The organism is Caulobacter sp. ALps2, assembly GCF_058681635.1.
This window is the reverse complement of the sequence record NZ_CM178743.1, coordinates 1,806,913-1,828,758: the sequence shown is the minus strand read 5'-3', so window position 1 is coordinate 1,828,758 and position 21,846 is coordinate 1,806,913. Positions and strand designations below refer to the sequence as shown.

General features: G+C 63.3%; 19 protein-coding genes, 1 tRNA gene and 2 pseudogenes. 12 read left to right on the top strand and 10 right to left on the bottom strand.

What is annotated here, in order from left to right; all coding sequences use genetic code 11:
- Positions 1-623 precede the first annotated feature (623 nt).
- Positions 624-1,205 carry a hypothetical protein gene (locus ACW173_RS08715; RefSeq protein ID WP_492084624.1) on the bottom strand — a complete coding sequence of 194 codons (582 nt, stop codon included), beginning with the start codon at positions 1,203-1,205 and terminating at the stop codon, positions 624-626.
- 11 nt (positions 1,206-1,216) lie between these two features.
- Positions 1,217-2,113, bottom strand: coding sequence for a hypothetical protein (locus ACW173_RS08710; protein ID WP_492084622.1), 897 nt, complete (start codon positions 2,111-2,113; stop codon positions 1,217-1,219).
- Positions 2,114-2,363: 250 nt separating this feature from the next.
- Between ACW173_RS08710 and ACW173_RS08705 the strand changes: the two genes are divergently transcribed.
- The gene (locus ACW173_RS08705; protein WP_492085922.1) at positions 2,364-3,743 is read left to right on the top strand and encodes a transposase; all 1,380 of its coding nucleotides are present in this window, start codon (positions 2,364-2,366) and stop codon (positions 3,741-3,743) included.
- Positions 3,744-4,321: 578 nt separating this feature from the next.
- Here the strand turns inward: ACW173_RS08705 and ACW173_RS08700 are convergent.
- Positions 4,322-4,564, bottom strand: coding sequence for a helix-turn-helix transcriptional regulator (locus tag ACW173_RS08700; protein ID WP_492084621.1), 243 nt, complete (start codon positions 4,562-4,564; stop codon positions 4,322-4,324).
- A gap of 154 nt (positions 4,565-4,718) precedes the next feature.
- Here ACW173_RS08700 and ACW173_RS08695 point away from each other — a divergent pair, with 154 nt between their 5' ends.
- From ACW173_RS08695 to ACW173_RS08680, 4 genes and pseudogenes are all read left to right on the top strand, one after another.
- A complete protein-coding gene (locus ACW173_RS08695) occupies positions 4,719-5,189 on the top strand; it encodes a hypothetical protein (RefSeq protein ID WP_492084619.1) in 471 nt (156 codons plus the stop codon).
- 254 nt (positions 5,190-5,443) lie between these two features.
- Positions 5,444-5,638, top strand: a complete 195-nt coding sequence (locus ACW173_RS08690) for a hypothetical protein (protein ID WP_492084617.1) — start codon at positions 5,444-5,446, stop codon at positions 5,636-5,638.
- A pseudogene (locus ACW173_RS08685) lies at positions 5,601-6,701 on the top strand (recombinase family protein); the annotation flags it as partial. The gene ACW173_RS08690 and the pseudogene ACW173_RS08685, both read left to right, overlap by 38 nt.
- Before the next feature lie 615 nt (positions 6,702-7,316).
- Positions 7,317-7,433: pseudogene (locus ACW173_RS08680) on the top strand (hypothetical protein); the annotation flags it as partial.
- A gap of 191 nt (positions 7,434-7,624) precedes the next feature.
- Here the strand turns inward: ACW173_RS08680 and ACW173_RS08675 are convergent.
- On the bottom strand, positions 7,625-8,089 hold the full coding sequence (locus tag ACW173_RS08675; protein WP_492085957.1) for an acyl-CoA thioesterase: 465 nt from the start codon (positions 8,087-8,089) through the stop codon (positions 7,625-7,627).
- Positions 8,067-8,333: a zinc-finger domain-containing protein gene (locus ACW173_RS08670; protein WP_492085955.1), complete on the bottom strand. Its 267-nt coding sequence runs from the start codon at positions 8,331-8,333 to the stop codon at positions 8,067-8,069. The genes ACW173_RS08675 and ACW173_RS08670 overlap by 23 nt, the downstream gene beginning before the upstream one ends.
- A 240-nt stretch (positions 8,334-8,573) precedes the next feature.
- On the opposite strand from ACW173_RS08670, the gene ACW173_RS08665 reads away from it, so the two are divergent.
- From ACW173_RS08665 to ACW173_RS08655, 3 genes are all read left to right on the top strand, one after another.
- On the top strand, positions 8,574-9,536 hold the full coding sequence (locus tag ACW173_RS08665) for an ABC transporter ATP-binding protein (protein ID WP_492085953.1): 963 nt from the start codon (positions 8,574-8,576) through the stop codon (positions 9,534-9,536).
- Between the two features lie 82 nt (positions 9,537-9,618).
- Positions 9,619-10,941 (top strand): NCS2 family permease, encoded by a 1,323-nt coding sequence (locus ACW173_RS08660; RefSeq protein WP_492084615.1) that lies wholly within the window; start codon positions 9,619-9,621, stop codon positions 10,939-10,941.
- Between the two features lie 64 nt (positions 10,942-11,005).
- Positions 11,006-11,082, top strand: a tRNA-Arg gene (locus tag ACW173_RS08655).
- On the opposite strand, the gene ACW173_RS08650 is transcribed toward ACW173_RS08655, so the two are convergent.
- The 3 genes from ACW173_RS08650 to ACW173_RS08640 all read right to left on the bottom strand — a co-directional run bounded on the left by ACW173_RS08650 (position 11,053) and on the right by ACW173_RS08640 (position 13,554).
- Positions 11,053-12,714 (bottom strand): recombinase family protein, encoded by a 1,662-nt coding sequence (locus ACW173_RS08650; protein WP_492084613.1) that lies wholly within the window; start codon positions 12,712-12,714, stop codon positions 11,053-11,055. The genes ACW173_RS08655 and ACW173_RS08650 overlap by 30 nt on opposite strands.
- A gap of 15 nt (positions 12,715-12,729) precedes the next feature.
- On the bottom strand, positions 12,730-12,930 hold the full coding sequence (locus tag ACW173_RS08645; protein WP_492084611.1) for a hypothetical protein: 201 nt from the start codon (positions 12,928-12,930) through the stop codon (positions 12,730-12,732).
- 102 nt (positions 12,931-13,032) lie between these two features.
- Positions 13,033-13,554 (bottom strand): hypothetical protein, encoded by a 522-nt coding sequence (locus ACW173_RS08640; protein ID WP_492084610.1) that lies wholly within the window; start codon positions 13,552-13,554, stop codon positions 13,033-13,035.
- A gap of 131 nt (positions 13,555-13,685) precedes the next feature.
- On the opposite strand from ACW173_RS08640, the gene ACW173_RS08635 reads away from it, so the two are divergent.
- Positions 13,686-13,922 (top strand): helix-turn-helix domain-containing protein, encoded by a 237-nt coding sequence (locus tag ACW173_RS08635; protein WP_492084608.1) that lies wholly within the window; start codon positions 13,686-13,688, stop codon positions 13,920-13,922.
- Between the two features lie 471 nt (positions 13,923-14,393).
- Here ACW173_RS08635 and ACW173_RS08630 read toward each other — a convergent pair whose 3' ends face one another.
- Positions 14,394-15,905, bottom strand: coding sequence for a hypothetical protein (locus ACW173_RS08630; RefSeq protein ID WP_492084606.1), 1,512 nt, complete (start codon positions 15,903-15,905; stop codon positions 14,394-14,396).
- Positions 15,906-16,234: 329 nt separating this feature from the next.
- On the opposite strand from ACW173_RS08630, the gene ACW173_RS08625 reads away from it, so the two are divergent.
- The 3 genes from ACW173_RS08625 (at position 16,235) to ACW173_RS08615 (ending at position 20,472) form a co-directional block, all read left to right on the top strand.
- Positions 16,235-17,722, top strand: a complete 1,488-nt coding sequence (locus tag ACW173_RS08625; RefSeq protein ID WP_492084604.1) for a hypothetical protein — start codon at positions 16,235-16,237, stop codon at positions 17,720-17,722.
- Positions 17,723-17,742: 20 nt separating this feature from the next.
- Entirely contained in the window at positions 17,743-18,678 is a 936-nt protein-coding gene (locus ACW173_RS08620) for a DNA adenine methylase (protein WP_492084603.1), read from the top strand.
- A gap of 486 nt (positions 18,679-19,164) precedes the next feature.
- Positions 19,165-20,472, top strand: coding sequence for an alpha/beta hydrolase domain-containing protein (locus ACW173_RS08615; protein ID WP_492084602.1), 1,308 nt, complete (start codon positions 19,165-19,167; stop codon positions 20,470-20,472).
- A gap of 155 nt (positions 20,473-20,627) precedes the next feature.
- On the opposite strand, the gene ACW173_RS08610 is transcribed toward ACW173_RS08615, so the two are convergent.
- Entirely contained in the window at positions 20,628-21,770 is a 1,143-nt protein-coding gene (locus tag ACW173_RS08610) for an acyltransferase family protein (RefSeq protein ID WP_492084600.1), read from the bottom strand.
- Positions 21,771-21,846 lie beyond the last annotated feature (76 nt).

Sequence of the window (21,846 nt, the reverse complement as noted above, 5' to 3'; positions counted from 1 at the left end):
ATCTCGAACCACGCACTCTCGCCCTCGAAATCAGGCACGTCCTCCACCGCCACAAACTCGACCGCTGAACGCCGTCCTGAGCCTGTCGCTCGGGGGAAGGTGAAGCTAAGAGTGGGTGACCGCGGATCGCCGTGCGTGCGACGCATGCGAGTCAGCTTCTCGACCGAGCGCAGATAGACGCGGGGCGGTTGCGGCGCGCGGGTTCGCACGCGCTCTCCAGCACGTTGGGCCGTCATGGCGATGTCTCCGATGTTCTGCTAATGTTCTCGTTCGGGCTGAGCGGAGAGTCAAGGCGGGACGATTGCCAGCCACACTTCTCTGGCGCTGGAGATTTCGACACCCAGCAGGGGGAGTTGTCCGGCTGTGAGCGGTGCCCGGATTTCCGCTCACGACCCATCCAGGACTTCGCTAGGCCCGCTCGTTGGCCTAATCGCCTCAGTGCTCGCCCGATGAGTAAGGCTTAGACTAACGTCGCTTCGCATTGTCTGCCCCCGCACATCCTCCGGCGGTAGCGCCGGCTTCCGGCTGGCCGGGAGTGTGGAGGCGCGCGCTCCGCGCCTCCCGGTGTCAACCTATTAACTTTAGCGCCGGGGACTCTACATAAATGGTTCGATCAAATTAGATTACTTGGGCTCCGCAAACGTGCAGGGAGCGAAATTTTCGTAAGTAATTGGACGTTTGTAGGCATCGCCTAACAGAGCCATAAGCGCATCGAACGAAACTGGTTGCTTTCCTCTCACTCGCGCCAGGTCTAGCTCTTTGTTCGCACTATAAAATATGCCAATCGGCCCGCTTGATCTTTTATACAGAATGGCGAAGTTGGAGTTTCTCTTGCTTTGAAGGATATAAAGAGGCCCGTCTGGAACAGCATGGTGACCAGGAGGGTAAGTCACCTCGCCGACGACAACTGTTTGAATATCACCCACTGACCAGCCATCGCCAGTTTTCAGCGCTGTCGCGCAGGTACGCGGGAGTGCGATCGATGAAAACGCGGTTTTGAGACAATAAAGCTCCGTCGTTGAACAGTCCTCCAAAGAGTCTGAGGTTCCATCACCAAGCCGATCAGCGCTGGATAGATGTCGATTGAAATCGAAAATCATATTTTCGAAAACGAATATCTTTTCCGTAGACCATGGGGCGGCTTGCGTGGAAGCAGACGCGAAGGTCAGGGCGAAGACAGAAAAAATTTTCGCAAGCATAGACATTGTTGCTCCCTTCACCAGGCGACCGGCGGCCCGGCTTGGCCGGGTGTTGGGGTATAAGCATACCCATAAGGTGCACCTTGCCAAATCGGCAGCCCGATTGATTGCATCACTTCACGGGTGGCAACGTTCGTGAAAACTTCCGCTTTCTTGCCCCACTCCGACGCATTGAAGTTGTTTATGTTGAAGTTCGGCGTGTTTTGAGCCTGATGGTAGGCCCTATAATCATTCACCATCTGGTCACGATACGCTTGAACGGCTGGCAACGTATGAGCCAATTCGTGGATCAAGTAATAATAGATACCCGATACTCCACCTTGCCCGTAATAGGAGCCTTTGCCGGGCTCGTTAGTGAGGATCGTTTTATAGTTTACCTCGCTAAAGAGTTGCGCCTCCCGGACAGCCCCACCAGCACCGTTTCCATAGTCAATATCTGAGACCTTGTAGGCAAACGCATCCCACCTGAGAGCTACTTCGAAGCCATTGATGGTGTTGTTTCGCGGAAGTTGCCAAACCTGCTGCGAGGACAACGAACTTATCGCTTGCTCAACCGTCAGAATGCCTTTTTCTAGAAGCGCGGCAACATTCAGAGATCCGGCGAAATCCGGGTCATTTTCCAACGTCATAACCGTAACCGGCGGCGCAAGGGGATTCGGAGTAGTGCCGCCGCTAAAGTATTCATTAATTACAAGTTGATCTACGGGAAGAATATTGTTCCATGTGTTAAACGCCCACACAGAATACACTATACCACCATTTAGGTCGATTGTTGGATTCGGGCTAAGCGGTGTACGTCGTTGAACTCGCTCCCCCGCAATCACTACTTCCTCAACCACATTGTTTTCCGGAAGATCCGTATTTAGCGGCATCACGCCCGGATGGTCGGATGGCAGGAAAGTGACGATGTCCATATTCTGCAAACTCCAGATACAACCTAGAGCTATCGGTAGCGCGCTCGCCAATAAGAAGAAAGGGGGCCGCGCAAAACTTTTTGTTGAATAACTGTACTATTGGCCGTGGCAAAACGCCCTGTCGTTTTCAACAGAGTTTGTCGTTGAGCGCGGACGCCAATGTCCGCTCCCCACCGATTGTGTTGAAAAAGGCCGGTTGAAGCGGCGCCTCTGGCCTGATTCACTCCTGTTGAAGCAGGAGGTTTCGGCCATGATGGGCGAGCGTCGGATCGAGCAGCCGGCTCTGTTCTACGAGTTCTCGCTCGATGGGCACGTGCCCCAGGATCACCTGCTGCGCGCCATCGATCGGTTCGTCGATCTGGAAGGCGTGCGGGCCCATTTGGCGCCGTTCTACAGCGCGATCGGCAGGCCCTCGATCGATCCGGAGCTGATGATCCGGATGCTGCTGATCGGCTACTGCATGGGCGTGCGCTCCGAGCGCCGACTGTGCGAGGAGGTCCACCTCAACCTCGCCTACCGCTGGTTCTGCCGCTTGGGCCTGGACGGCGACGTGCCCGATCACTCCACCTTTTCCAAGAACCGCCACGGCCGCTTCCGTGACAGCGATCTGCTGCGAGAGCTGTTCGAGAGCGTGGTGCGCCGCTGCATGGCCGAGGGCCTGGTCGGTGGCGAGGGCTTCGCCGTTGACGCCAGTATCATCCGCGCCGACGCCAGCCGGCACAGAACCGCCGTCGACGGCGCCGCAGGCTTGCCGGCAGAGGCCGCCGGGCGGGCCGTCGAGGAGTATCTGGCGGTCCTGGACGACGCGGCCTTCGGCGCGGCCACGCCCGTCACCCCCAAGTATATCTCACTTTCGGATCCGGCTTCGCGATGGACCGCCGCCCAAGCCGGGCCGGCCAGCTTCGCCTACTGCACCAACTACCTGATCGACCTGGATCATGCGGTGATCGTCGATGTTGAGCCCTCGACGGCGGTCCGCCAGGGCGAGCTGGCCGCCTGTCGCACCATGATCGAGCGGGCCAACGACCGCCTTGGTCTCTATCCCGAGCGCCTGGCCGCCGACACCGCCTACGGCACGGCCGAGATGCTCGACTGGCTGGTCCATGATCAGGGCATCGAGCCCCACATTCCTGTCTTCGACAAATCCCAGCGCGATGACGGGACCTTCTCCCGAGCCGACTTCAGCTTCGACCACCAGGCCGACGCCTACACCTGTCCGGGCGGCAAGCTGCTCAAGTCCAGCCGGCGCGCCTTCAAGGTCCCTCGCAACAACGCTCCGGCCGACGACACCATCCGATATCGCGCCAGCACCCACGACTGTCAGCCATGCCCGCTCAAGGCGGCCTGCTGTCCCAAGCAGCCCTATCGAAAAGTGACCCGCTCGATCCACGAGGGCGCGCGCGACATGGCCCGCGACATCGCCAAGACCGACGCCTACATCACCTCCCGGCGCGAACGGAAAAAGGTCGAGATGCTCTTCGCCCACCTCAAGCGCATCGTCGGGCTCGATCGCCTCAGGTTACGAGGTCCCAACGGCGCCAAAGACGAGTTCCTCCTCGCCGCCACCGCCCAAAACCTCCGCAAACTCGCCAAGCTCGCCCAGCAGCAGCCTCAGGTCTCACCAGCCTGAGCGACAACAACTCTCAACGCTGCTCAGCGCTCGCCAGATCAGAGGCCTTTTTCAACAACATCCACCCCTTGCTGAAGTTCGGAAGGTCCGCTTGCGGGACCCCCATTTGATGCAGGGGCGCGGGGGTCCGGTTTCCGGCGACGGTCCAATTTCTGTTCCCGACCCGTTGCGGACTCGCGCTTGGGTGCGGCAAGGTGGCATATGATCGAAGGGTGCCAAGGCTGCGGTAAACCGCTCACAGACGGTCGGTGGGACCCGCTTTGCACGCGCTGCGCGCTCGCGGCTGCATGGCCTTGGGGCTATCTGAAATGGACCGCGATTGCTGCAATCGCTGGCGGCATCTTCGCCGCCATCCTCCACGTCGCATAACCACCCTCAACCGCCCGTCGAAACGTCGGCTTACCGGTCATAGGCGCAGGAAGTGCCGGGCAGAGATCGCCCCCTCAAGGGCGGCTTCGCCGCCGCCTGCGGCGATGCGCTTCGCGCACCCTTGACCGGCCGCTCTCCGCCCGGCTTGGGCTCGGCAAGCGGTTTAAGCCGGATCAGCCGCGTTCCGCGCCTGCGGCTTAACCGCGAGGCTAAGGTTTGAGGCGAACGCCGGGGCCAGTACCGGCGGCCTCGTCGGCCTCCAGAAATTCGACGCCGGCTTCCTCCAGCGCGCGTTGGATAGCTTGCACGTTGGCCACTGAACTCCTGCCCGTGCCGACTTCGCCCTCCATTCGACGGATGGTTTGAAGGGACACGCCCGCCGCCTTCGCCAGATCGGCACCCGTCCAATCGACCAGGGCTCTGCCCGCCCGTATTTGCGCACCTGTCAGCATGAGTGTTACTTTTTGAGCCGTATGGGACTTTTTGATTGATTTGGCGGAATCGGAGTGATAGCCTGACGATAACCACTGAATCAGGACCTACGCTATGGGCCAGCGTCGAAAGACGGGCGACGGTACGCGCCTGCCTGAGATTTCACGTCGCACGGTGATCGGCGCGACCGTCGTTCCGTTGGCGGGGCCTGCGCGGGGAGCGGCGCCCGTAGAGGCCGCCAGCATCCCCGCGCGGTGCGCCGACTGGCTTGCCCGAGATCATGAGATCGACCGGCTCGGCCGGCGATGGTCGGAGCTGGAGACCTCGCTTGTCGCCCAATATCCCTATTTCAAACTGACCGAACGTCAGGTCAGCGCCTTGCCAGAGGGCAAGGAGATGGACGCCATAACCGCCGAATGCGACCGGCTCTACAAAGCCCGCGACGCGGCCCTTGAGACGCTGGCCAAGCTCAAGCCTCGGACCGTCCAAGACGCCACGGCTATGCTCTCCATCGCCTTTCGCCTCAACTACTGTGAAGACGGCGAGGCTTGGCCCTTCATCCGTGAAGCCCACAAATTCCTCACCAAGGCCTGCTGTCCCGACTGTGGCGCGGCTTACGCGCCCAGCGGATTGTTGCCGGGTTAGCCGCAGTGATTTGGGAGTCGAACCCCGGATCGCTGCGTGTGACCTCCGCAATCGCTGCGGGTTTGATGCGGCTGGCGGCCAGGGCGCGAATTAATTTCGACCTCGTCAGGTCTTTCCGATTGACGCCGGGAGTATCCGAAGAGGTTCCCGCCGTATCCCGCAGTTCGACATCCATTCGTGCGGGGGCTCAGGCCCCGCCGTTGACCGGGACCGACACCGATCCAACGCTTTGGGCTCCCTCCAAGGAGCCCAACATGGACGAGGACGCTCCGGTGCCGGAAGGCGCCGCTACCACCGCCAACGAGCCCACGCAGATCAGTCCCCGCGCCGACGCTGCCCTGCGCACTCTGGCGCGGCTTCTAGGCCGTCAGATCGCTCGCGAACATTTCCGGCGCAGCCTTGCCGCCGCCAATGACGACGCCGCCTCACCTGAGGCGAGCGAGGAATAACCGACCCGGAGCCCCGTCCATGACCCGTGTTGCGATCTACGCCCGCTATTCGGACGACAAGCAGTCGCCCAATTCCATCGAGGATCAGGTCCGCATCTGCCGGATGCACGCCGACAAGCAGGGTTGGCGGGTGGTGGAGATCTATTCCGATGCGGCGATCTCAGGCTCGACGGTGATCCTGCGTCCTGGCGTCCAGGCCTTGTTGCGCGACGCCATGGCCGGCAGGTTCGACGTGGTGCTAGCCGAGGCGATGGACCGGCTGAGCCGCGATCAGGAGGACATCGCCGGGCTCTTCAAGCGCCTGCGGTTCGCGGGCGTGCCGATGGTCACCCTCGCCGAGGGCGAGGTCTCCGAGCTTCACGTCGGCCTCAAGGGCACAATGAATGCGCTGTTCCTCAAAGACCTGTCGGCCAAGACCCATCGGGGCAACCGGGGCCGTGTGGAGGCGGGCAAGGCCCCAGGCGGCAACTCCTACGGCTACAAGGTCGTGCGCGAGATCAACGCGGCGGGCAAGGTCACGACGGGCGAGCGGGAGATCATCCCGCATGAGGCCGAGGTTATCCGGCGCATCTTCCGCGACTACGTGGCGGGCAAGAGCCCGCGCCAGATCGCCATTGAGCTGAACGGCGAGGGCGTGGCTTCGCCCAAGGGCGGCCTATGGAGCGACAAGACCATCCGGGGCGTCCCGGCGCTTCAGACCGGCATCCTCTATAATCACCTCTATGTCGGTCAGATGGTCTGGAACCGCCGCCGTGATCTTCGCGACCCAGACACGGGACGGAGCCGCCACCGGGTCAACCCAATCAGCGAATGGGTCCACGCCCAGGCCCCGCATTTGCGGATCATCGACGATGAACTTTGGCAGGCGGCCAAGGCCAAGCAGGCCGAATACAGCAAGGCCTATCAGGACGCCTTGGCCAAGGGCGCCGAGCCTTGGCGGGCCGCCGCCAGCGGTGTGCGTCCGCTGACTCTGCTGTCGGGCCTGATCGTCTGCGGCGTTTGCGGCGGAACGGTCGCTCGGCGTGGCAACAATCGCTTGGCCTGCGTCGCCCACATCAACGGCAAGGGCTGTTCGAACGCCAGCGCCGTGCGGGGCGACAGCCTGGAGGCGCGGGTTCTGGTCGGCCTGAAGGACCAGATGATGGCGCCCGACTTGATGGCCGACGCCATGCGGGCGTTCATCGAAGAGACCAATCACCTCAATCAGCAGCGCCGGGCCAATGAGGGTGCGGACCGTCAGCGCCTGGAGAAGGCCAGGAAGGCTATCGCCAGCATAGTCTCGGCTATCGAGGACGGCGGCTATAGCCGACCGCTGATGGAGCGGATGCGAGGGCTGGAGACCGAGGTCGAAGCGCTGGAACAGGCTCTTGCCCAGGCGCCGCGCGATATCCCCGACGTTCATCCCAACGTCGCCGACAACTACCGCCGTAAGGTCGAGGTTCTCACCCAGGCGCTCAATGATCCCGATGGGCGGGTCCAGGCGGCGACCGCGCTACGCGCGCTTATCGACAAGGTGGTGATTACGCCCACCGGCCGGCGCGGCGAGGTGAACGTGCGCCTGTTTGGCGATCTGGAGACAATGTTGCTCTGGGCGCAGGACAAAGGAGGCCGGGAGACTAAGCCCGTTCGGGGTTTTCTGACGGCTGTCGGGGAGGGTGTGTTGGTGGCGGGGAGCGAGCGGTCCGGGGATGAGCTTGCTGGGCTCACCCGCCCGCCGTCGGCGTGGTTGGAGGTAAAAGGGTATGTCCTGGCCTGGAGTGGCCCGCCCTCTTCGACCGTCGGAGCTAGCGGAAACGCTCAGTTCCGGGTTCCGGTAAGGCCTGAACAGGGCCACCCGACGGGACGCTGGCGAATAACGGTCGCGCGGAGCGTTCGGGCTTCGTCGAAACGGTACTTACACACTCACACACCGGGCGTGGCCCGGCGCTCCGCGTCCCTTTCCACTCCCTTCAGCGGTCTCCCGCGTGAAGCGGCGGACGCGCGCCCTCAGAACACCGGCAGCGGACGAGGCTTGCGGTCGTCGCCGATGGCCACGAAGGTGAAGACGCCTTCGGTGACCTTGTGGGCCTGTTCGGCGTCGCGACGGCGACGCCAGGCCTCGACCTGGACCTTCAGCGAGGTGCGGCCGGTATGGACCACGCGGGCGAACAGGCTGACCTCGTCGCCGACGAACACCGGGCTGATGAAGGTCATGCCGTCGACGGCGATGGTGGCGCAGCGGCCGGCCGCGCGGTGGAAGGCGATCGAGGCCGCGGCCAGGTCCATCTGCGACAGCAGCCAGCCGCCGAAGATGTCGCCCTCGGGATTGGTGTCGGACGGCATGGCGATGGCGCGTAGCACCGGCGCCTCGTGCGGCCACTCGGCCTTTTCCCAGGCCTTGGCCAGGGTCTCGGCCCGCTGGGCCTCGGGGAAGGTGTCGGTCACGGACTTAGTGGCCGCCGGCGCCTTCATAGACGCCCGGAGCCAGGCGCTCGTCCTCGTCGCCCTCGCCGGTCGCGGCGACGAAGCGGCGGTCGCAGTACGAGCAGTCGACGAAGCCGGCCGCGCCCATCTCCAGCCACACGCGCGGGTGGCCCAGGGCCCCGCCGACGCCGTCGCAGGCGATGCGGTGCGAGCGGACCATGATCGTCTCCGGCGCGGGGCCGGCGATCGCGTCGACATCCATGGCGGTCGGAGCGGTGGGGGTCTTGGCCATATCGGCGAGTCCTTAGAATTCGAGCGCGACAGCCGAAAGTGGCCGCCGGTTTCGGCGCCCGTCGCGCGCCAAACTAGAGACTGGAGACTTTCTCCTGAGAAAGGCTCCAGACGCGGCCTTGGCGCGGCGGCGAACGAGGCATACCTATGCGACGCTCAAAGGCGCCGTCAATCGACGCGCGCCCTAGCGGGCGTTTCTGGCGACGTTTCCCACTCCGCCGTGTTGCTATCTGGACGATCCATGGACCTGCCCGCCTACGCCATCGAAGCCGAAGGCCTGTACAAGACCTATGCCGGCACGAAGACCTCGCCGGAAAAGCGGGCCCTGAACGGCATCGACCTGAAGATTCCGCGTGGCTCGATCTTTGGCCTGCTGGGTCCCAACGGCGCGGGCAAGTCGACCTTCATCAACATCCTGGCCGGGCTGGTGCGCAAGAGCTCGGGCACGGTGAAGATCTGGGACCGCGACATCGACCTGCGGCCGCGCGACGCCCGCGCCGCCATCGGCGTGGTGCCGCAGGAGCTGGCCGCCGACGTCTTCTTCACCCCCCGCGAGTCGCTGGAGGTGCAGGCGGGCTTCTATGGCGTGCCCAAGAACGAGCGTCGCACCGACGAACTGCTCAATGCGCTGGGCCTGGGCGACAAGGCCAATGCCTATGTCCGCCAGCTGTCGGGCGGCATGAAGCGCCGCCTGATGGTGGCGAAAGCCATGGTCCACCAGCCGCCGGTGCTGATCCTGGACGAGCCGACCGCCGGGGTCGATGTCGAGCTGCGCCGCCAGCTCTGGCACTATGTGAAGGGCCTCAACGAACTGGGCGTCACCATCGTGCTGACCACCCACTACCTGGAAGAAGCCCAGGAGCTGTGCGACGAGATCGCCATCGTCAATCGCGGCGAGGTGGTGGCCTGCGAACCCACCGCGACCCTGCTCCGCCGGATGGACAGCCGCAACGTCGTGGTCACGCCCGACGATCCGGTGACGACCGCCCCGGCCCTGGCCGGCTTCGACACCAAGCTGCGGGCCAATGGCGCCTTCCAGGTCAGCTATCGCACCGGCCAGTCCAGCGTCGAGCAGGTGCTGGCGGCCGTCCGCGCCGGCGGCATCCAGATCAAGGACATCGCCACCGAGGACCCCGACCTGGAGGACGTCTTCCTGGCCCTGACCTACGGCGACCCAAACGCGGCCGATCCGACCAAGGACTGACGTCTTCGCTTGCGTTCCAGGAAACGCGTCGCCAACACTCCCGCTTCGGATCGGGACTTGAAGTCGGGTTTGGGGGCGTACGATGAGTTTCCTGGAAAAGCAGTTCGGGCTTTCGGCCCAGGGGACCTCGGTGCGCACCGAGGTGCTGGCCGGCTTCACCACCTTCCTGACCATGGCCTATATCGTGATCGTCAATCCGGCGATCCTGGGCCAGACCGGCATGCCGATCGCCGCCGTCGCCGCCGCCACCTGCCTGGCGGCGGGCCTGGGCTCGATCCTGATGGGGCTGATCGCCAACTATCCGATCGCCCTGGCGCCCGGCATGGGCCTGAACGCCTATTTCACCTTCACCGTCGTCAAGGGCATGGACCTGCCGTGGGAGACCGCCCTGGGCTGCGTCTTCCTGTCGGGCGTCGCCTTCCTGGTGCTGACCGTCGCCGGCATCCGCCAGCTGATCGTCGGGGCCATTCCGCGCCCGCTGTTCTCGGCCATCGCCGCGGGCATCGGCCTGTTCATCGCCTTCATCGGCCTGAAGGAAGCCGGCATCATCGTCGCCAATCCGGCCACCACCGTGGCCCTGGGCGACCTGACCCAGCCGACCGCGATCCTGGCCATCCTCGGCCTGGTCATCATGAGCGGGCTGATGGTCTGGCGGGTGAAGGGCGCGATCCTGATCGGCATTCTCGTGGCCGCCGCCGCCGGCTGGGCCCTGGGCCTGGCCAAGGTCGTCCCCGGCGAGTACGGCCTGGCCGCCCTGACCGCCACCGCGTTCAAGCTCGACATCCCGGCCGCCCTGAACCTTAACGGCGGGGCCGGCATGGCCATCGCGGAAGTGATCTTCGTCTTCCTGTTCGTCGACCTGTTCGACAATGTCGGCACCCTGGTCGCGGTGACCAAGAAGGCCGGCCTCGTCCAGCCCGACGGCACGATCCCGCGCCTGAACCGCATCCTGACCGCCGACAGCATCGCCACGATCGGCGGCTCCCTGGCCGGCACCTCGACCGTGGTCAGCTATATCGAGAGCGCCTCGGGCGTCGCGGCCGGCGGCCGCACCGGCCTGACCGCGATCGTGGTCGGCGTGCTGTTCCTGCTGACCCTCTTTTTCGCGCCCTGGGTCCAGGCCATCCCGGCCGCCGCCACCGCCCCGGCCCTGATCATCGTCGGCTCGCTGATGGTCGGCGCCCTGGCCGACATCGACTGGGACGATCCCGGCGTGGCCATCCCCGCCTTCCTGACGGTCATCGCCATCCCGCTGACCTTCTCGATCGCCAACGGCCTGGCCTTCGGCATCACCGCCTTCGCCGTCCTGAAGCTGGCGCGCGGCCAGGCCAAGCCGGGCGACTGGCTGCTGTTCGTGCTGGCGGCCCTGTTCATCGCCCGCTTCATCTACATGGGCGCGGCATGAACCCGTTTGCGCGTTCGCCGCCTTTCGGCTAAGACCCGCTTCCGCCCGGTCCGCCAGGGCGCATGCACCCGTAGCTCAGCTGGATAGAGCGTTGCCCTCCGAAGGCAAAGGTCACACGTTCGAATCGTGTCGGGTGCGCCACTTCGGTCTAAAACTGCGAACCTCGACCAGAGCCGACTGGTCTCCCGCCGAAGCGGCCATGGTGCGCAGTAGTTCAGTCCTCCCGCCCATGATCTTGATCTCCTCTGTGGAGAGCACCTCCACGCGCTGAGCGACGGCGCGGACCTGGGCGCGGCGATATTTACCATCCGCGTCTCGCAAGCTCTCGCGGGTCGCGCCTGCCATACGCTCGATGGTCTCGGGCGTGATCATTGGCCCCAGCTTCTCGATCGCCGCTTCAGCTCGGTCGGCGTCGGCCGTGGCCTCGACCTTGATAGCCTCAAGCTCTCTGATCCGATCTTTCAGACCTTCGGCACCCTGGCCGACCAGACCGTCCTCAATGGCGGCATAGAGCCTGGTCAGCTTGTTGGCCGCCTCGGCCGACCGCTTGCGCAGCTCGCCGACATGCGAGCGCCGACGGTCGATCCACTCCACGCGGCGATCAAGGACATTGCCCATCAACATGAAGAGGCGGTCGGTCTGGACGAGCCTGCGCTCCAGATGGGCGACGACGGCGTCATCCAGCTTGCTCATCGGCACGGTGATGCCCGCGCAGCCGTCCTTGCCCATCCGGGCCTTGGTCGAGCACGTGTAGTAGCGATAAGCGCCGTTCTTGCCGGTCCGCAGGGTCATCGCCCCGCCGCACAGACCGCAGAAGCAAATGCCGCCTAGAAGCACCGGGCTGTTCACGAACCGGGAGTGCATGACGCCAGGGCTGCGCAGCTTCAAATGATCCTGCACGGCCTGCCATTCGGCCTCGGTGACGATGGCCGGGATCTTGGCCACGGCGTGCTCGGCGTCTGGCTTGCGACAGCGGTTCTTGTGGTCGGTGAAATTGAACCGGTGCTCGCCCTTGTAGGTGGTGCGGGTCAGCACCTTGTGGACCGCATCGATCCCGAACTTGCCGCCGTCTTTGGTGCGGATGTTGTTGTCGTTGAGCCAGGTGGCGATGGACTTGAGGCCCATCGGTCCTGACCCATCCACGCCCTGGAGGGCGGCCTTGTAGATCTTACGGACCTTCTCGGCCTGGATCGGGTCGATCTCCAGCTTCTTCTTGAGCTTGGCGCCGCGCTGCTCGGCGATGATGACCCGATAGCCGAGCGGCGGCCGAGAGCCGTTCCAGAACCCCTGACGGGCGTTCTCCTTCATGGCCCGCAGAGTGTGCTTGCCGTTCTCCTTGGACTGGTACTCGTCGAAGAGCGTCATGATCTTACGCATCATGTCGCTCATCGGATCGTCGCCCAGCTCCTGGGTGATTGAGACGACCTTGACCCCGTTCTTCGCCAGCTTGCGGGCGTAGAACTCGAACAGGAACTGGTCGCGAAAGAACCGCGAGAACGAGTGGACCAGGATGACGTCGAAGGGCGGCGGCTTGGCCGTCGCCGCCTCGATCATCTCCTGAAAGGCCGGGCGCTTGTCGTCCGTGGCGGTGTTGCCCGGCTCCAGATACTCGGTCGCCACCTTCCATCCGCGTCCAGCGCTGAACGCCTCAAGCTGGCGCCGCTGGTCGGGAAGGGAGAGGTCATGTTCGGCCTGACGGCCGGTGGAGACACGAAGATAGAGCGCCGCCTTGGAAACGGGCGGCGCGGAAGGGGCTAGGCGCGCACGGCCCATGTCGTCCTCCGGGTTCTAGGGGATGGGGCCGAACAACTCGTCCAGCAGGTCGCCGAAGAAGGCTTCGACGAGGCGAACCTCAAGGTCGCTGATCGGCACCATGTCCGGCCAATCGTCGGTGACCTTGATCGGCTTGTCCGAGTGGCGGCGACGGCGGCGGATAACGCGGACCGGGGCGCTTTCAGGCTCGGGATGCTTCGGCTGACGAGGGGCCATGCCCCAACGGTCCGAGCCGACGCGCGCGCGGCAAGCAAATCCGGCGCGCCGTTATCTACGGGAACGAAAGACAATCTGGCGGCAAGGTCGCGGCTCGCGCGCTCACGCCGTGGGGAGGCTCTTGGGCACATAGGCCTCTCCGCAGCGGGGGCATGTCGCCTGGGCGACGAAGTCCAGCGCCTTGCGCACCAGCGGCGCGGTCGGGCCTGGATCGTGGATCTCGATGCGGGCGGCGATGATGATCAGGCTGGCGGCTTCATGGACGTTGGCCGGGGTCATCTTGGTAATGGCCCGATAGAGGCGCTTGCGTCGGCTGAACAGGTCGTCGAGCTGCTTCTCGATCGCCTCCATTTCCGGTCCCATGGGCAGGCCCCGGCGCTCGCGGTCGTTCATGCGGAAGTAGTCGAAGCTGGCGACCGCTTCCGTCTCCAGCGCCGCCCAGCGGCGCGCCAGGTGGTCGCTCTCAAAGTCCAGCGTCAGCCATTGGGCGCAGCGGCCGATGAGGGTGTCCGCCGCAGGCGTCGGTGGGGCGTTGCCGACAGCGCAGACGATGGGCGCCGCGCCCGCGACCGCCAGCAGGGCGCGGCGGGAGAAGAGGGTCGGATCGGCCTGGTCTTCGGACATGGGGTAGCCCTCGGCGCGAGCGCTCGGCCCGACCTGCGCGCAGGTCGGTGGAGTTTGAAAGGAATGAGGGTACATTCAAACGAATTACGGTGACTGAGTCAACGCAATTCGTTCACTTGTGGAGCAAAACGTTGACCATCCTCGCCCCACCGCAGGTTCGTATGGCGCGCGCAGCCCTCGGGATCAGCGTTCGAGAACTCGCCCGTATCTCGGGCGTCGCGGAATCCACGATCCTTCGGTTCGAGACCGGTCGCGGCGGAATCCTCGCCGCTAACCTCGACAAGGTCCAAACCACACTTGAGGAAGCCGGAGCGGTTTTCATACCCGCCGACGCCAACGGCGGCCCAGGCGTTCGCCTGTCGAAATAGGGAGTTTGTCGGGCCAGGACCGTACACGGTCGGGGCTCGCCCTGAAGCGCTTGGAGAGCCTATTGCCGGGCGGGCTGGTGAGGGTCAAGGGCGGCTTCGCCGTCGCTCCGCGATGGCGCCGAAGGCGCCACCCTTGACGCTCATCAGCCCGTCCGGCCCTTGCTCCGCCAAGCGCTCCAGGGCGGGAACCGGCGAGCGTAAAAGGCCGAAAAGGGCCTAGGGTCCCTACTAGGGCGCTGAGTTTGCTGCGGAAATGCCGATGTTAGGGCAGCGGCCCGAAAGAGGGTTCCTGTAAAAGCTCAACACCATCATGCACTTAGGGGCCGAAGGTACCTGTGCTTTTATCTTGCCTTAGTATTTGTGGTGCTGATTTTCTTCGTCCTGGCTCCAGACACAGCCATATCCTCTTGCAAGAATTTCCCCAAACGGTTCGGCAGCATTCACGCCCATGCCCACGCCGATTATCAGCGGTCAGTCGGCAAGTCGTGTAAGCCCAAGCGTTCGCTCGACCTGCTTTCGCATGTTGGTGAGCCCCCTCGTGTCGCTTGGCGTCGTTGGAACCGTGATCGCATCAAGGCCCACAAATCCCGCCTGGGGTTCGAGCCGTACATGCTTGTTCCGTGACTTCTCGCGATAGCCATGGCGACCTAGCAGCTGAGTCACCTGATCGGCCAGCCGACCGGGGTCTTTAGTTGCTCGCTTCAGGTCCTCCAACAGCTCATGTAGGCCGTCTGATGCAGGCAGGGCTTCGACCGCCGCTAGTATTGCCAAGGTTCTCGCATCGAGGCCCTCTACCTCGGAACGCGCCCGTGCAACTTTCGCCGCTGCCCGCAGGCGGTCTTGGAACTCCCCTGGGTAGATTTCCGGGCCGAGCCTCGCGACCATATCTGCCGGAAGTATCCCGCCGTCGGGCTCTGCCCCCTCGACCAAGCTTGTCTGCGCAAGTTGTTCCTTCAACTGGCCAATTTGATCCTTCAGTGTCGTGATTTCCTCCTCATACAGCTCCTCGCTCTCCCGCTGGCTTAGAAGAGACCGCTTCCGCTCGCGCTGCGCGCGAAGCGCCTGCTCTTGTAGTTCCGTCCAATCCCAACCATCAGCCGGCATGTGGCTGCGGATCAAGCAGGCCAAATCTTGCGCGGCCTTCTGTAAGCTCTGAGGATCAGAGAGGTATCCTCCGAGGTAGAGCTTCCGGCTGAGTCCGCGCCCAGGAAGCAGGAGCCCGATGGTGCCTCCATAGACATTTCGCCCTTCGCTGGCGTCACGAAGGCGGAAGGAAAAGGCCCGATCGGGCTCAATTACCACGTGGGCGACTCCGCCTAACTGAAAAGCCAAGCGGACCAACTCGCTATGTGGCAATGCCCAGCGGCCATTATTGACTGCAGATACATAGAGGACCGGCAGGTGCCGGCTCGCTGTTCCTGCATAGACAGCTTCTGCGATTTGCATCGACGCGCCGTCATCGCCTAGCCACAGAGGCTGATCTGTGACGTCGAGAAGACTGTCTCTGCCGCCCCAGGTATCTTTGAGCAAGTTTTTCAAAAGATACGGTTTTCGAGGCGTCTCAAGGTTGGCGCCGGACCGTTGCGCGATGCATTGCGTGCGCAAGCGTATGAGGTCTTGACCACCGTCCGCCGCGCCTTTCCGCAACACAGCCTCAGTTCGCCAAAGCCTCCCGTCTTTATCCGGGAAGTCGTGACGGAAGCCGATGGCTTCCCCTTCAGCGCCGGCTGGCAACACCCTCAGGCGCAGCTCCTCACCATTCCGAGCCCGGATTACGGGAGCTTCAGCATCAAGGTCCCTTTCGTCGGCGTTATCCAGCACGGTGCTGTACTCGGTGCCGCGAAGCCAACCGATAACTTGCGCAAGAAATGTCGCCGAATTGGCTACGGGGCGAACTGGAAACTCAGTCGAAAAGCTGGTCATCACCGCATCGTCGCGGCCGCCGCGGCCCAGGCTTCCGGCTACGCTCGCTAGTCGTTGCATGTTTATCTCCCCGGCGCGCTTGTGTGTGCTTCTCGGACGAAGCGGAGCCTTGCCTGAAGACAAATCCGACGCAACTACTGCTTCCCGCCGCGCGTACCCGTTCGCCGCGCTCACGGGCAGCGATAAGCCGGGGGCGCAGGCAGAGCCGCTTGAAAGCGATTAACGCTTTGGCGTGATGTCGCCGTGCAACCGGTTTCAGGCTGCCGTGTTCCCAGCGATTGTCCCGGCAACTCCTGCCGCCAACTCAACCTCCCGCCTGACTGCCGCTGCGCAATCACCCTTGATGGTTGCGATAACGACCAGTACCGTCGCCGCGTCGGGGAGACAAAATGGCAGCGAAATCAATCTCGGTCGAAGACCTTCGTCTTGACCTAAGAAACCCACGCATCTCTGAGGCATCAAGCCAGCGCGACGCGCTCCAGAAGATCATCAGGGACCAAGACATCAAGCTCGTTACGCTTGCGGAGAGCATCGTCGAGGACGGGCTTAATCCGATGGATCGCTTCCTGGTGGTTACATCCGAAGATGAGCCTGGGAAGTTCGTCGCGCTTGAAGGCAACCGCAGACTCGCCGCTCTCAAGGTACTTCGGAACCCGTCGGTCCTCACCGGCATGGAGGTGCGCCCCCCAATTCAGAAAAAGTTCGAGGAGCTTGCCGGGCTGTTCGACAGCGCAGCGCTTCAGTCCCTAGATTGCTACGAAGTCGCCTCCCGGGAAGACGGGGCAATGTGGATCAACCAACGCCACACTGGTGAAAACGACGGGCGCGGCATCGTTGACTGGAGTGGTGTTGCAAGTTCGCGCTTCAGAGGCGGCGACCCCGCTCTGCAAGCCTTAGATTTCGTTGTCGAGCGAGGAACGCTTTCGGCCGACGAAAAGCAAAAGGTCGCGACACGATTCCCGATCACAACTCTAGACCGACTCCTCTCTACGCCGGCCGTAAGGACCGCGATCGGGGTTGAGATCAGCGGCGGCAAGCTCCTCACCGGGTTGCCGTTCGTCGAGGTAATGAAACCGCTCCAGCGGATGGTTCGAGATCTCGCGTTCGGCGCGGTGACCGTTACCCACCTTAAGCTTCAACCGCAGATGGTCGCTTATGTTAGCGGCCTTGGGTCAGACCTGCCTGAGTTGTCCACGGCGGCGCCTACACTCATCGCCGTGGACGAACTTTTTCCGCCCGTCCAGACCGGCTCTGGCGGTAGCGGCGGTAGCGGCGGTAGCGGCGGCGCCGGCGCGGGGGCCGGAATTGGCGGCGGAACTGGCGGCGGAACTGGCGGCGGCGGGGCTGACGCTGGCGCTGGCGGGACAAGCGGTGCTGGAGCAGGTGGCGGAACCGGCTCGACGGGTACCGGTGGAAAGAAGCGGCCGGCAAGCCGTGGCAATGCGCTGATTCCAAAGTCTTGCGCGTTGCGAGTGTCGAACTTGAAAATAGCCGAGGTGATGAAGGAGCTACGCGCCCTTCCAGTGAAAACTTATCCGCACGCCATCTCGGTTCTCTTTAGGGTCTTTTTGGAACTGTCCGTGGATGAATATCTAAAGAGACATGGCATTACGCTGACCTTCACTGCCTCCGGCGGCCATGTGGGGGAAAAGAAACTGCGAAAAAAAGTCGAAGATGCGGTGGCTCACATGGTAGCCGCCGGTGCACCTCAGAAAGAACTGGCAGGCATTATAAAAGCCATGGCAGACACGAATAACCCCCTCCACACCGAGACCCTCAATGCCTACGTGCACAACGCCTTCTTTTCACCGAAGGAGCGCGATTTGACTGTGGCCTGGGACAATGCGCAGCCGTTTTTCGAGCGACTATGGCCATGAACCGAAGCGAAAACCGGCCCATGCCGCGACGCCTCACTCATTTCACGCCGCTTCGCTACCCCGGCGGAAAGGGCAAGCTCGCCGCCTACGTGAAGGCGCTGATGTCGGCAAACAATCTTTTAGACGGAGAGTATGTGGAGCCGTATGCAGGAGGTGCGGGCATTGCGCTAGAACTGCTGCTGCATGAGTACGTCACCCGCATCCACATCAACGACGTCAGCGAACTAGTCCACGGATTCTGGTGGAGCGTGCTCCATTCGCCAGAAGAGTTGTGCCGCCTGATCGTCGACACGCCGCGCACGGTAGGGGCTTGGGACACGCAGAAAAAAGTCCTTATGAACCCTTCGGAACATTCAAAGCTCGATGTGGGCTTCGCGACGTTTTTTCTAAATCGAACGAACCGATCGGGCATCTTGAATGGCGGCATCATCGGGGGACGTGATCAGCTTGGCCCCTGGAAGATCGACGCACGGTACAACGCGCATGAACTTGCCGCGCGGGTTCAAGCAATCGCGCGACTATCTTCTCGAATTGAGCTTACAAATCTAGATGCAGTCGCGCTACTTGCAGAAGGGGCAAATAAATGGCCCAAAAAGACCCTGATATACCTCGACCCCCCGTACTACGCAAAGGGCCGGGAACTCTATTACAATTTCTACAATCATGAGGACCACGCCGCAGTAGCCGCGTATGTTCAAAATCACGTCGCTGATCAGCAATGGATTGTGTCCTACGACAACGTGCCGGCGATCTGTGAAATGTACTCTGAGCGCCGTCGTTCGATTTACAGCATTGGCTACAGCGCTCGCGGGACCCGCCAGGGGTCCGAAGTGATGTTCTTCTCCGACACCCTGAATGTGCCGCCTCTAGTAGGGCCGGTGGTCCCCTCTGAGCAGCCCCCGTTCACGCCGGCCAATCGGGCCCCGGAGTTCGAGGCAGCGGGGGCGATGAGCTAGTCCATATTGTCACTGGAGGGGCTGACCGATGCTCCTCCGGTTCGGCGATCTTTCTGCAATGAGACCGCTTCGTCCGTTAGCCACCCCTCCTCGTCGGGTTCGCGGAGCTGCTTTCGGGTGCCTGGGTGTTGTCGCTGATGGCACCCGTATTGCGCTTCAGATCGCTAGCGCCCATTCATAGTTCTCATGGGTGTCCGTATCAGCGCACCGCTTCGCGCACGTTCTCAAACATTCCCAGAGTTTCCCGCAGGCGCCCATAAACAGACTCCCGCAGCGCTAGCGGGTTGGGCAGTGCGCATTTGCGCCCGATCACAAAAACTCATTCCGTTCGCGCCGAGCCAAGAGATTTCGATCCCCTTCCCCCGTCTCACTTGCTGGAGGCGCGGAATTCTGAGCTTTGAACGTATGCGCCTCAGCCCCCTTCATGCCGCATTTGCCGCCGTGTGTGTTCTGGTCTCGTCTGTGGGAGGCGCGCAGGCGCAAGGCTTGGCCTGGACGCCCGTCGCCGCCGAGGCGGTGCCGGGGAGCCCAAGTCGGCTCTATCCTTTTTTCGCCGCCCATCGCGATCTGGCTCTCGACGGCTATGTTGAGCAGGAGGTCTTCGTGTCCGGACGGGCAACGCCTCTCTCGACGCCCTACGGCTCCGCGCCTGGCGAGACCGCGTCGGCGACGGGGGCGGCTAAAGCTTTCAAGACGCGAGTTCTCGTCCGTCGTCCTGACCGCCCCGAACGCTTCAATGGCGCGGTCGTAATCGAATGGCTCAACGATTCAAACGGCTTCGACGCGGACAATGTATGGCTGGCATTGCAAGATCACTTGGTGGCTTCCGGCTATGCTTGGATCGGGGTGTCTGCCCAGGGCTTCGGCGGCGTTGAGACGCTCCGGACCTGGAGCCCGGCGCGATATGGCGACCTGCGGATTGAGCACGACGGCGCCATGGCGCAGGAACCGCTGTCGCTAGATATCTTCCGACAAATCGCGGCGGACCTGCGCCGTCGAGGTGCCGCCAGCTTGCTAGGCGACCTGCAGCCGACCACCGTGATCGCCGCTGGCCAATCTCAAAGCGCCATCTGGCTCGCGAGTTTCATCAATTCAGGATTAGCGCAGGCGCGAAACTTCGATGGGTTTCTCCTGATCTCCGCCACAGGCGCCAAGATCGATACCGCGACGCCGGTGCCGGTGCTGCGCATTGTCGCGGAGGGAGACGCCGCAAGCTCTGACGCCGAGAACCAGCCCGAGGATGCTCCTCACTTTCGGCAGTGGGAGATCGCTGGCTCATCGCATGTTGATCGCCATCTACGCGCGGCGCGTGAGCCGGTGCAGTTGCGCGATCTCGGAAACTCGGTTCAAGCGACGATCGCTCCCCTTTGCAAGATCGCAGCTATCGGGACGGCATCGCCGGCCTACCTGGTCGAAGCTGCGGGCCTAGACCGTCTTGTCGCCTGGTCACGAGGCGGCGCACCTGCCCCGACCGCGCCGCGTCTGGCGAGAAAGATGGACGCCGACGGCCATTTGAGTCGCAACTCCGAGGGGGTGGCGCAGGGCGGTATCCGGCTGCCTGACGTCGCGGTGCCTGTGGGTCTCAATATCGGAAGGAACAGCGGCGCGGCGGCCTGCGGTTCACAGGGGTACTTCCTGCCGTTTGATCTGGCGAACTTGCGCAAGCTCTATCCCAGCCTTCAGGTCTATCGAGACGCTGTCGCTCGTAACGTCCGGGAAAACGTCGCCGCTGGCTTTCTCCTGCCTAAGGACGGCGACCTTATCGTGAAAGCCGCGCACGACGCTTCGTGGTGATTCCATAGCTACCTGACATGCCCACGTCAGGTTCGTGGAGTTTCCTTTCTTTGGCGGGGCGTTGTCGTTGATGGCGGCTGGATTGCGCTTCAGATCGCCAGCGCCCACTCATAGTTCTCACAGGCGTCCGTATCAGCGCGCCACTTCTCTGAAAATCAGATCAACTCCGGCGCCAGACGCGTCGGTTGACGGCTGACCAGACGGTCGCTCCAGCGCCAACGGCGGCCGTAGTGCATGGCCGGCTCCTCGACCAGCTTGGTCATGCCCCAGCCCACCAGTAGCGCCACCGGCAGGGCGGCCAGACTGACGAGCCCCTGGACGGGCGTGGCCAGGTCCGGCGCGGCGCCGAGCAGGCCGCCATGCATCAGGCCCAGCACCGGCATGTGGGTCAGGTAGATGCAGTAGCTGTTGGTCCCCAGGAACCGCAGGATCGGCGAATGGTAGACCTTGGCCTCCGGAGCGCCGTGGACGATGGCCAGCAGGTAGCCGGCGCAACCGGCCGCCACCAGCGTGGGCGAGAACACCAGGAACACGGTCGGCGCCAGCATCTGCAAGGCGAAGGTCGCGATCAGGGCGATCAGCGGCGAGGCTCGCAGCCAGATCATCCAGCGCGCCCAGTCGACGCCGCCCCGCACCATGGCCACGGCGCCTAGCAGACCCAGGACAAGGATGTCGGCTCGGGCCGGCAGCAGCACCAGGCCGGCATAGTCGCCGCTGGGTCCGGTTCCGGCCAGGATCGCGCGCAGAACGATGGCGACCAGTCCCGCGCCGATCAACCAGCCGGTCAGCCGGCGCAGGGGCGTGAACACCAGCACGGCGGGAATGACGAGATAGAAGTGCTCCTCGACCGCCAAGGTCCAGGTCGGCGCCAGCCAGTGCGCCCCGATCGAGGCGTGGTCGATCATGAAGAAGGTCTGGGTGAAGGACAGATAGGACCACAGCGGGAACTGCACCGGCGTGTCGGTCCAGGCCGGCAGCATCTCGACCAGCGCCCAGACGATCACCGTGACCAGCACATAGGGCGGCAGGATGCGCAGGCAGCGGCGAGCGTAGAACACCAGGAAGAAATTGGCGTGGTCCTTCTTCTCCAGGATCAGCTTGCCGATCAGGTAGCCGCTCATCACGAAGAACATGTCGACCGCCACCCAGCCGAACATCAGGGCGCGCAGGCCGTGCGGAAGCTCGCCGAAGAAGTGCGAGAGCACCACCAGCAAGGTCATCATGCCCCGCAGGCCCTCCAGGGCCGGCAACCGGGCGCCGGCGGCCTGATCGGCTGGCGCGTGTTCGGCATGCGACATGAGAGAGCCCTCGGGGTTGAGAAACTCAACCTATGGGACTCATCTTGATGCGACCTTAAGACGCGGAGCGCCCTGA

Coding starts and splice junctions, on each gene's coding strand:
- ACW173_RS08715 (WP_492084624.1), bottom strand. CDS start 1,205: ATGTCTATGCTTGCGAAAATTTTTTCTGTCTTCGCCCTGACCTTCGCG.
- ACW173_RS08710 (WP_492084622.1), bottom strand. CDS start 2,113: ATGGACATCGTCACTTTCCTGCCATCCGACCATCCGGGCGTGATGCCG.
- ACW173_RS08705 (WP_492085922.1), top strand. CDS start 2,364: ATGATGGGCGAGCGTCGGATCGAGCAGCCGGCTCTGTTCTACGAGTTC.
- ACW173_RS08700 (WP_492084621.1), bottom strand. CDS start 4,564: ATGCTGACAGGTGCGCAAATACGGGCGGGCAGAGCCCTGGTCGATTGG.
- ACW173_RS08690 (WP_492084617.1), top strand. CDS start 5,444: ATGGACGAGGACGCTCCGGTGCCGGAAGGCGCCGCTACCACCGCCAAC.
- ACW173_RS08675 (WP_492085957.1), bottom strand. CDS start 8,089: ATGAAGGCGCCGGCGGCCACTAAGTCCGTGACCGACACCTTCCCCGAG.
- ACW173_RS08670 (WP_492085955.1), bottom strand. CDS start 8,333: ATGGCCAAGACCCCCACCGCTCCGACCGCCATGGATGTCGACGCGATC.
- ACW173_RS08665 (WP_492085953.1), top strand. CDS start 8,574: ATGGACCTGCCCGCCTACGCCATCGAAGCCGAAGGCCTGTACAAGACC.
- ACW173_RS08660 (WP_492084615.1), top strand. CDS start 9,619: ATGAGTTTCCTGGAAAAGCAGTTCGGGCTTTCGGCCCAGGGGACCTCG.
- ACW173_RS08650 (WP_492084613.1), bottom strand. CDS start 12,714: ATGGGCCGTGCGCGCCTAGCCCCTTCCGCGCCGCCCGTTTCCAAGGCG.
- ACW173_RS08645 (WP_492084611.1), bottom strand. CDS start 12,930: ATGGCCCCTCGTCAGCCGAAGCATCCCGAGCCTGAAAGCGCCCCGGTC.
- ACW173_RS08640 (WP_492084610.1), bottom strand. CDS start 13,554: ATGTCCGAAGACCAGGCCGATCCGACCCTCTTCTCCCGCCGCGCCCTG.
- ACW173_RS08630 (WP_492084606.1), bottom strand. CDS start 15,905: ATGCAACGACTAGCGAGCGTAGCCGGAAGCCTGGGCCGCGGCGGCCGC.
- ACW173_RS08625 (WP_492084604.1), top strand. CDS start 16,235: ATGGCAGCGAAATCAATCTCGGTCGAAGACCTTCGTCTTGACCTAAGA.
- ACW173_RS08620 (WP_492084603.1), top strand. CDS start 17,743: ATGCCGCGACGCCTCACTCATTTCACGCCGCTTCGCTACCCCGGCGGA.
- ACW173_RS08610 (WP_492084600.1), bottom strand. CDS start 21,770: ATGTCGCATGCCGAACACGCGCCAGCCGATCAGGCCGCCGGCGCCCGG.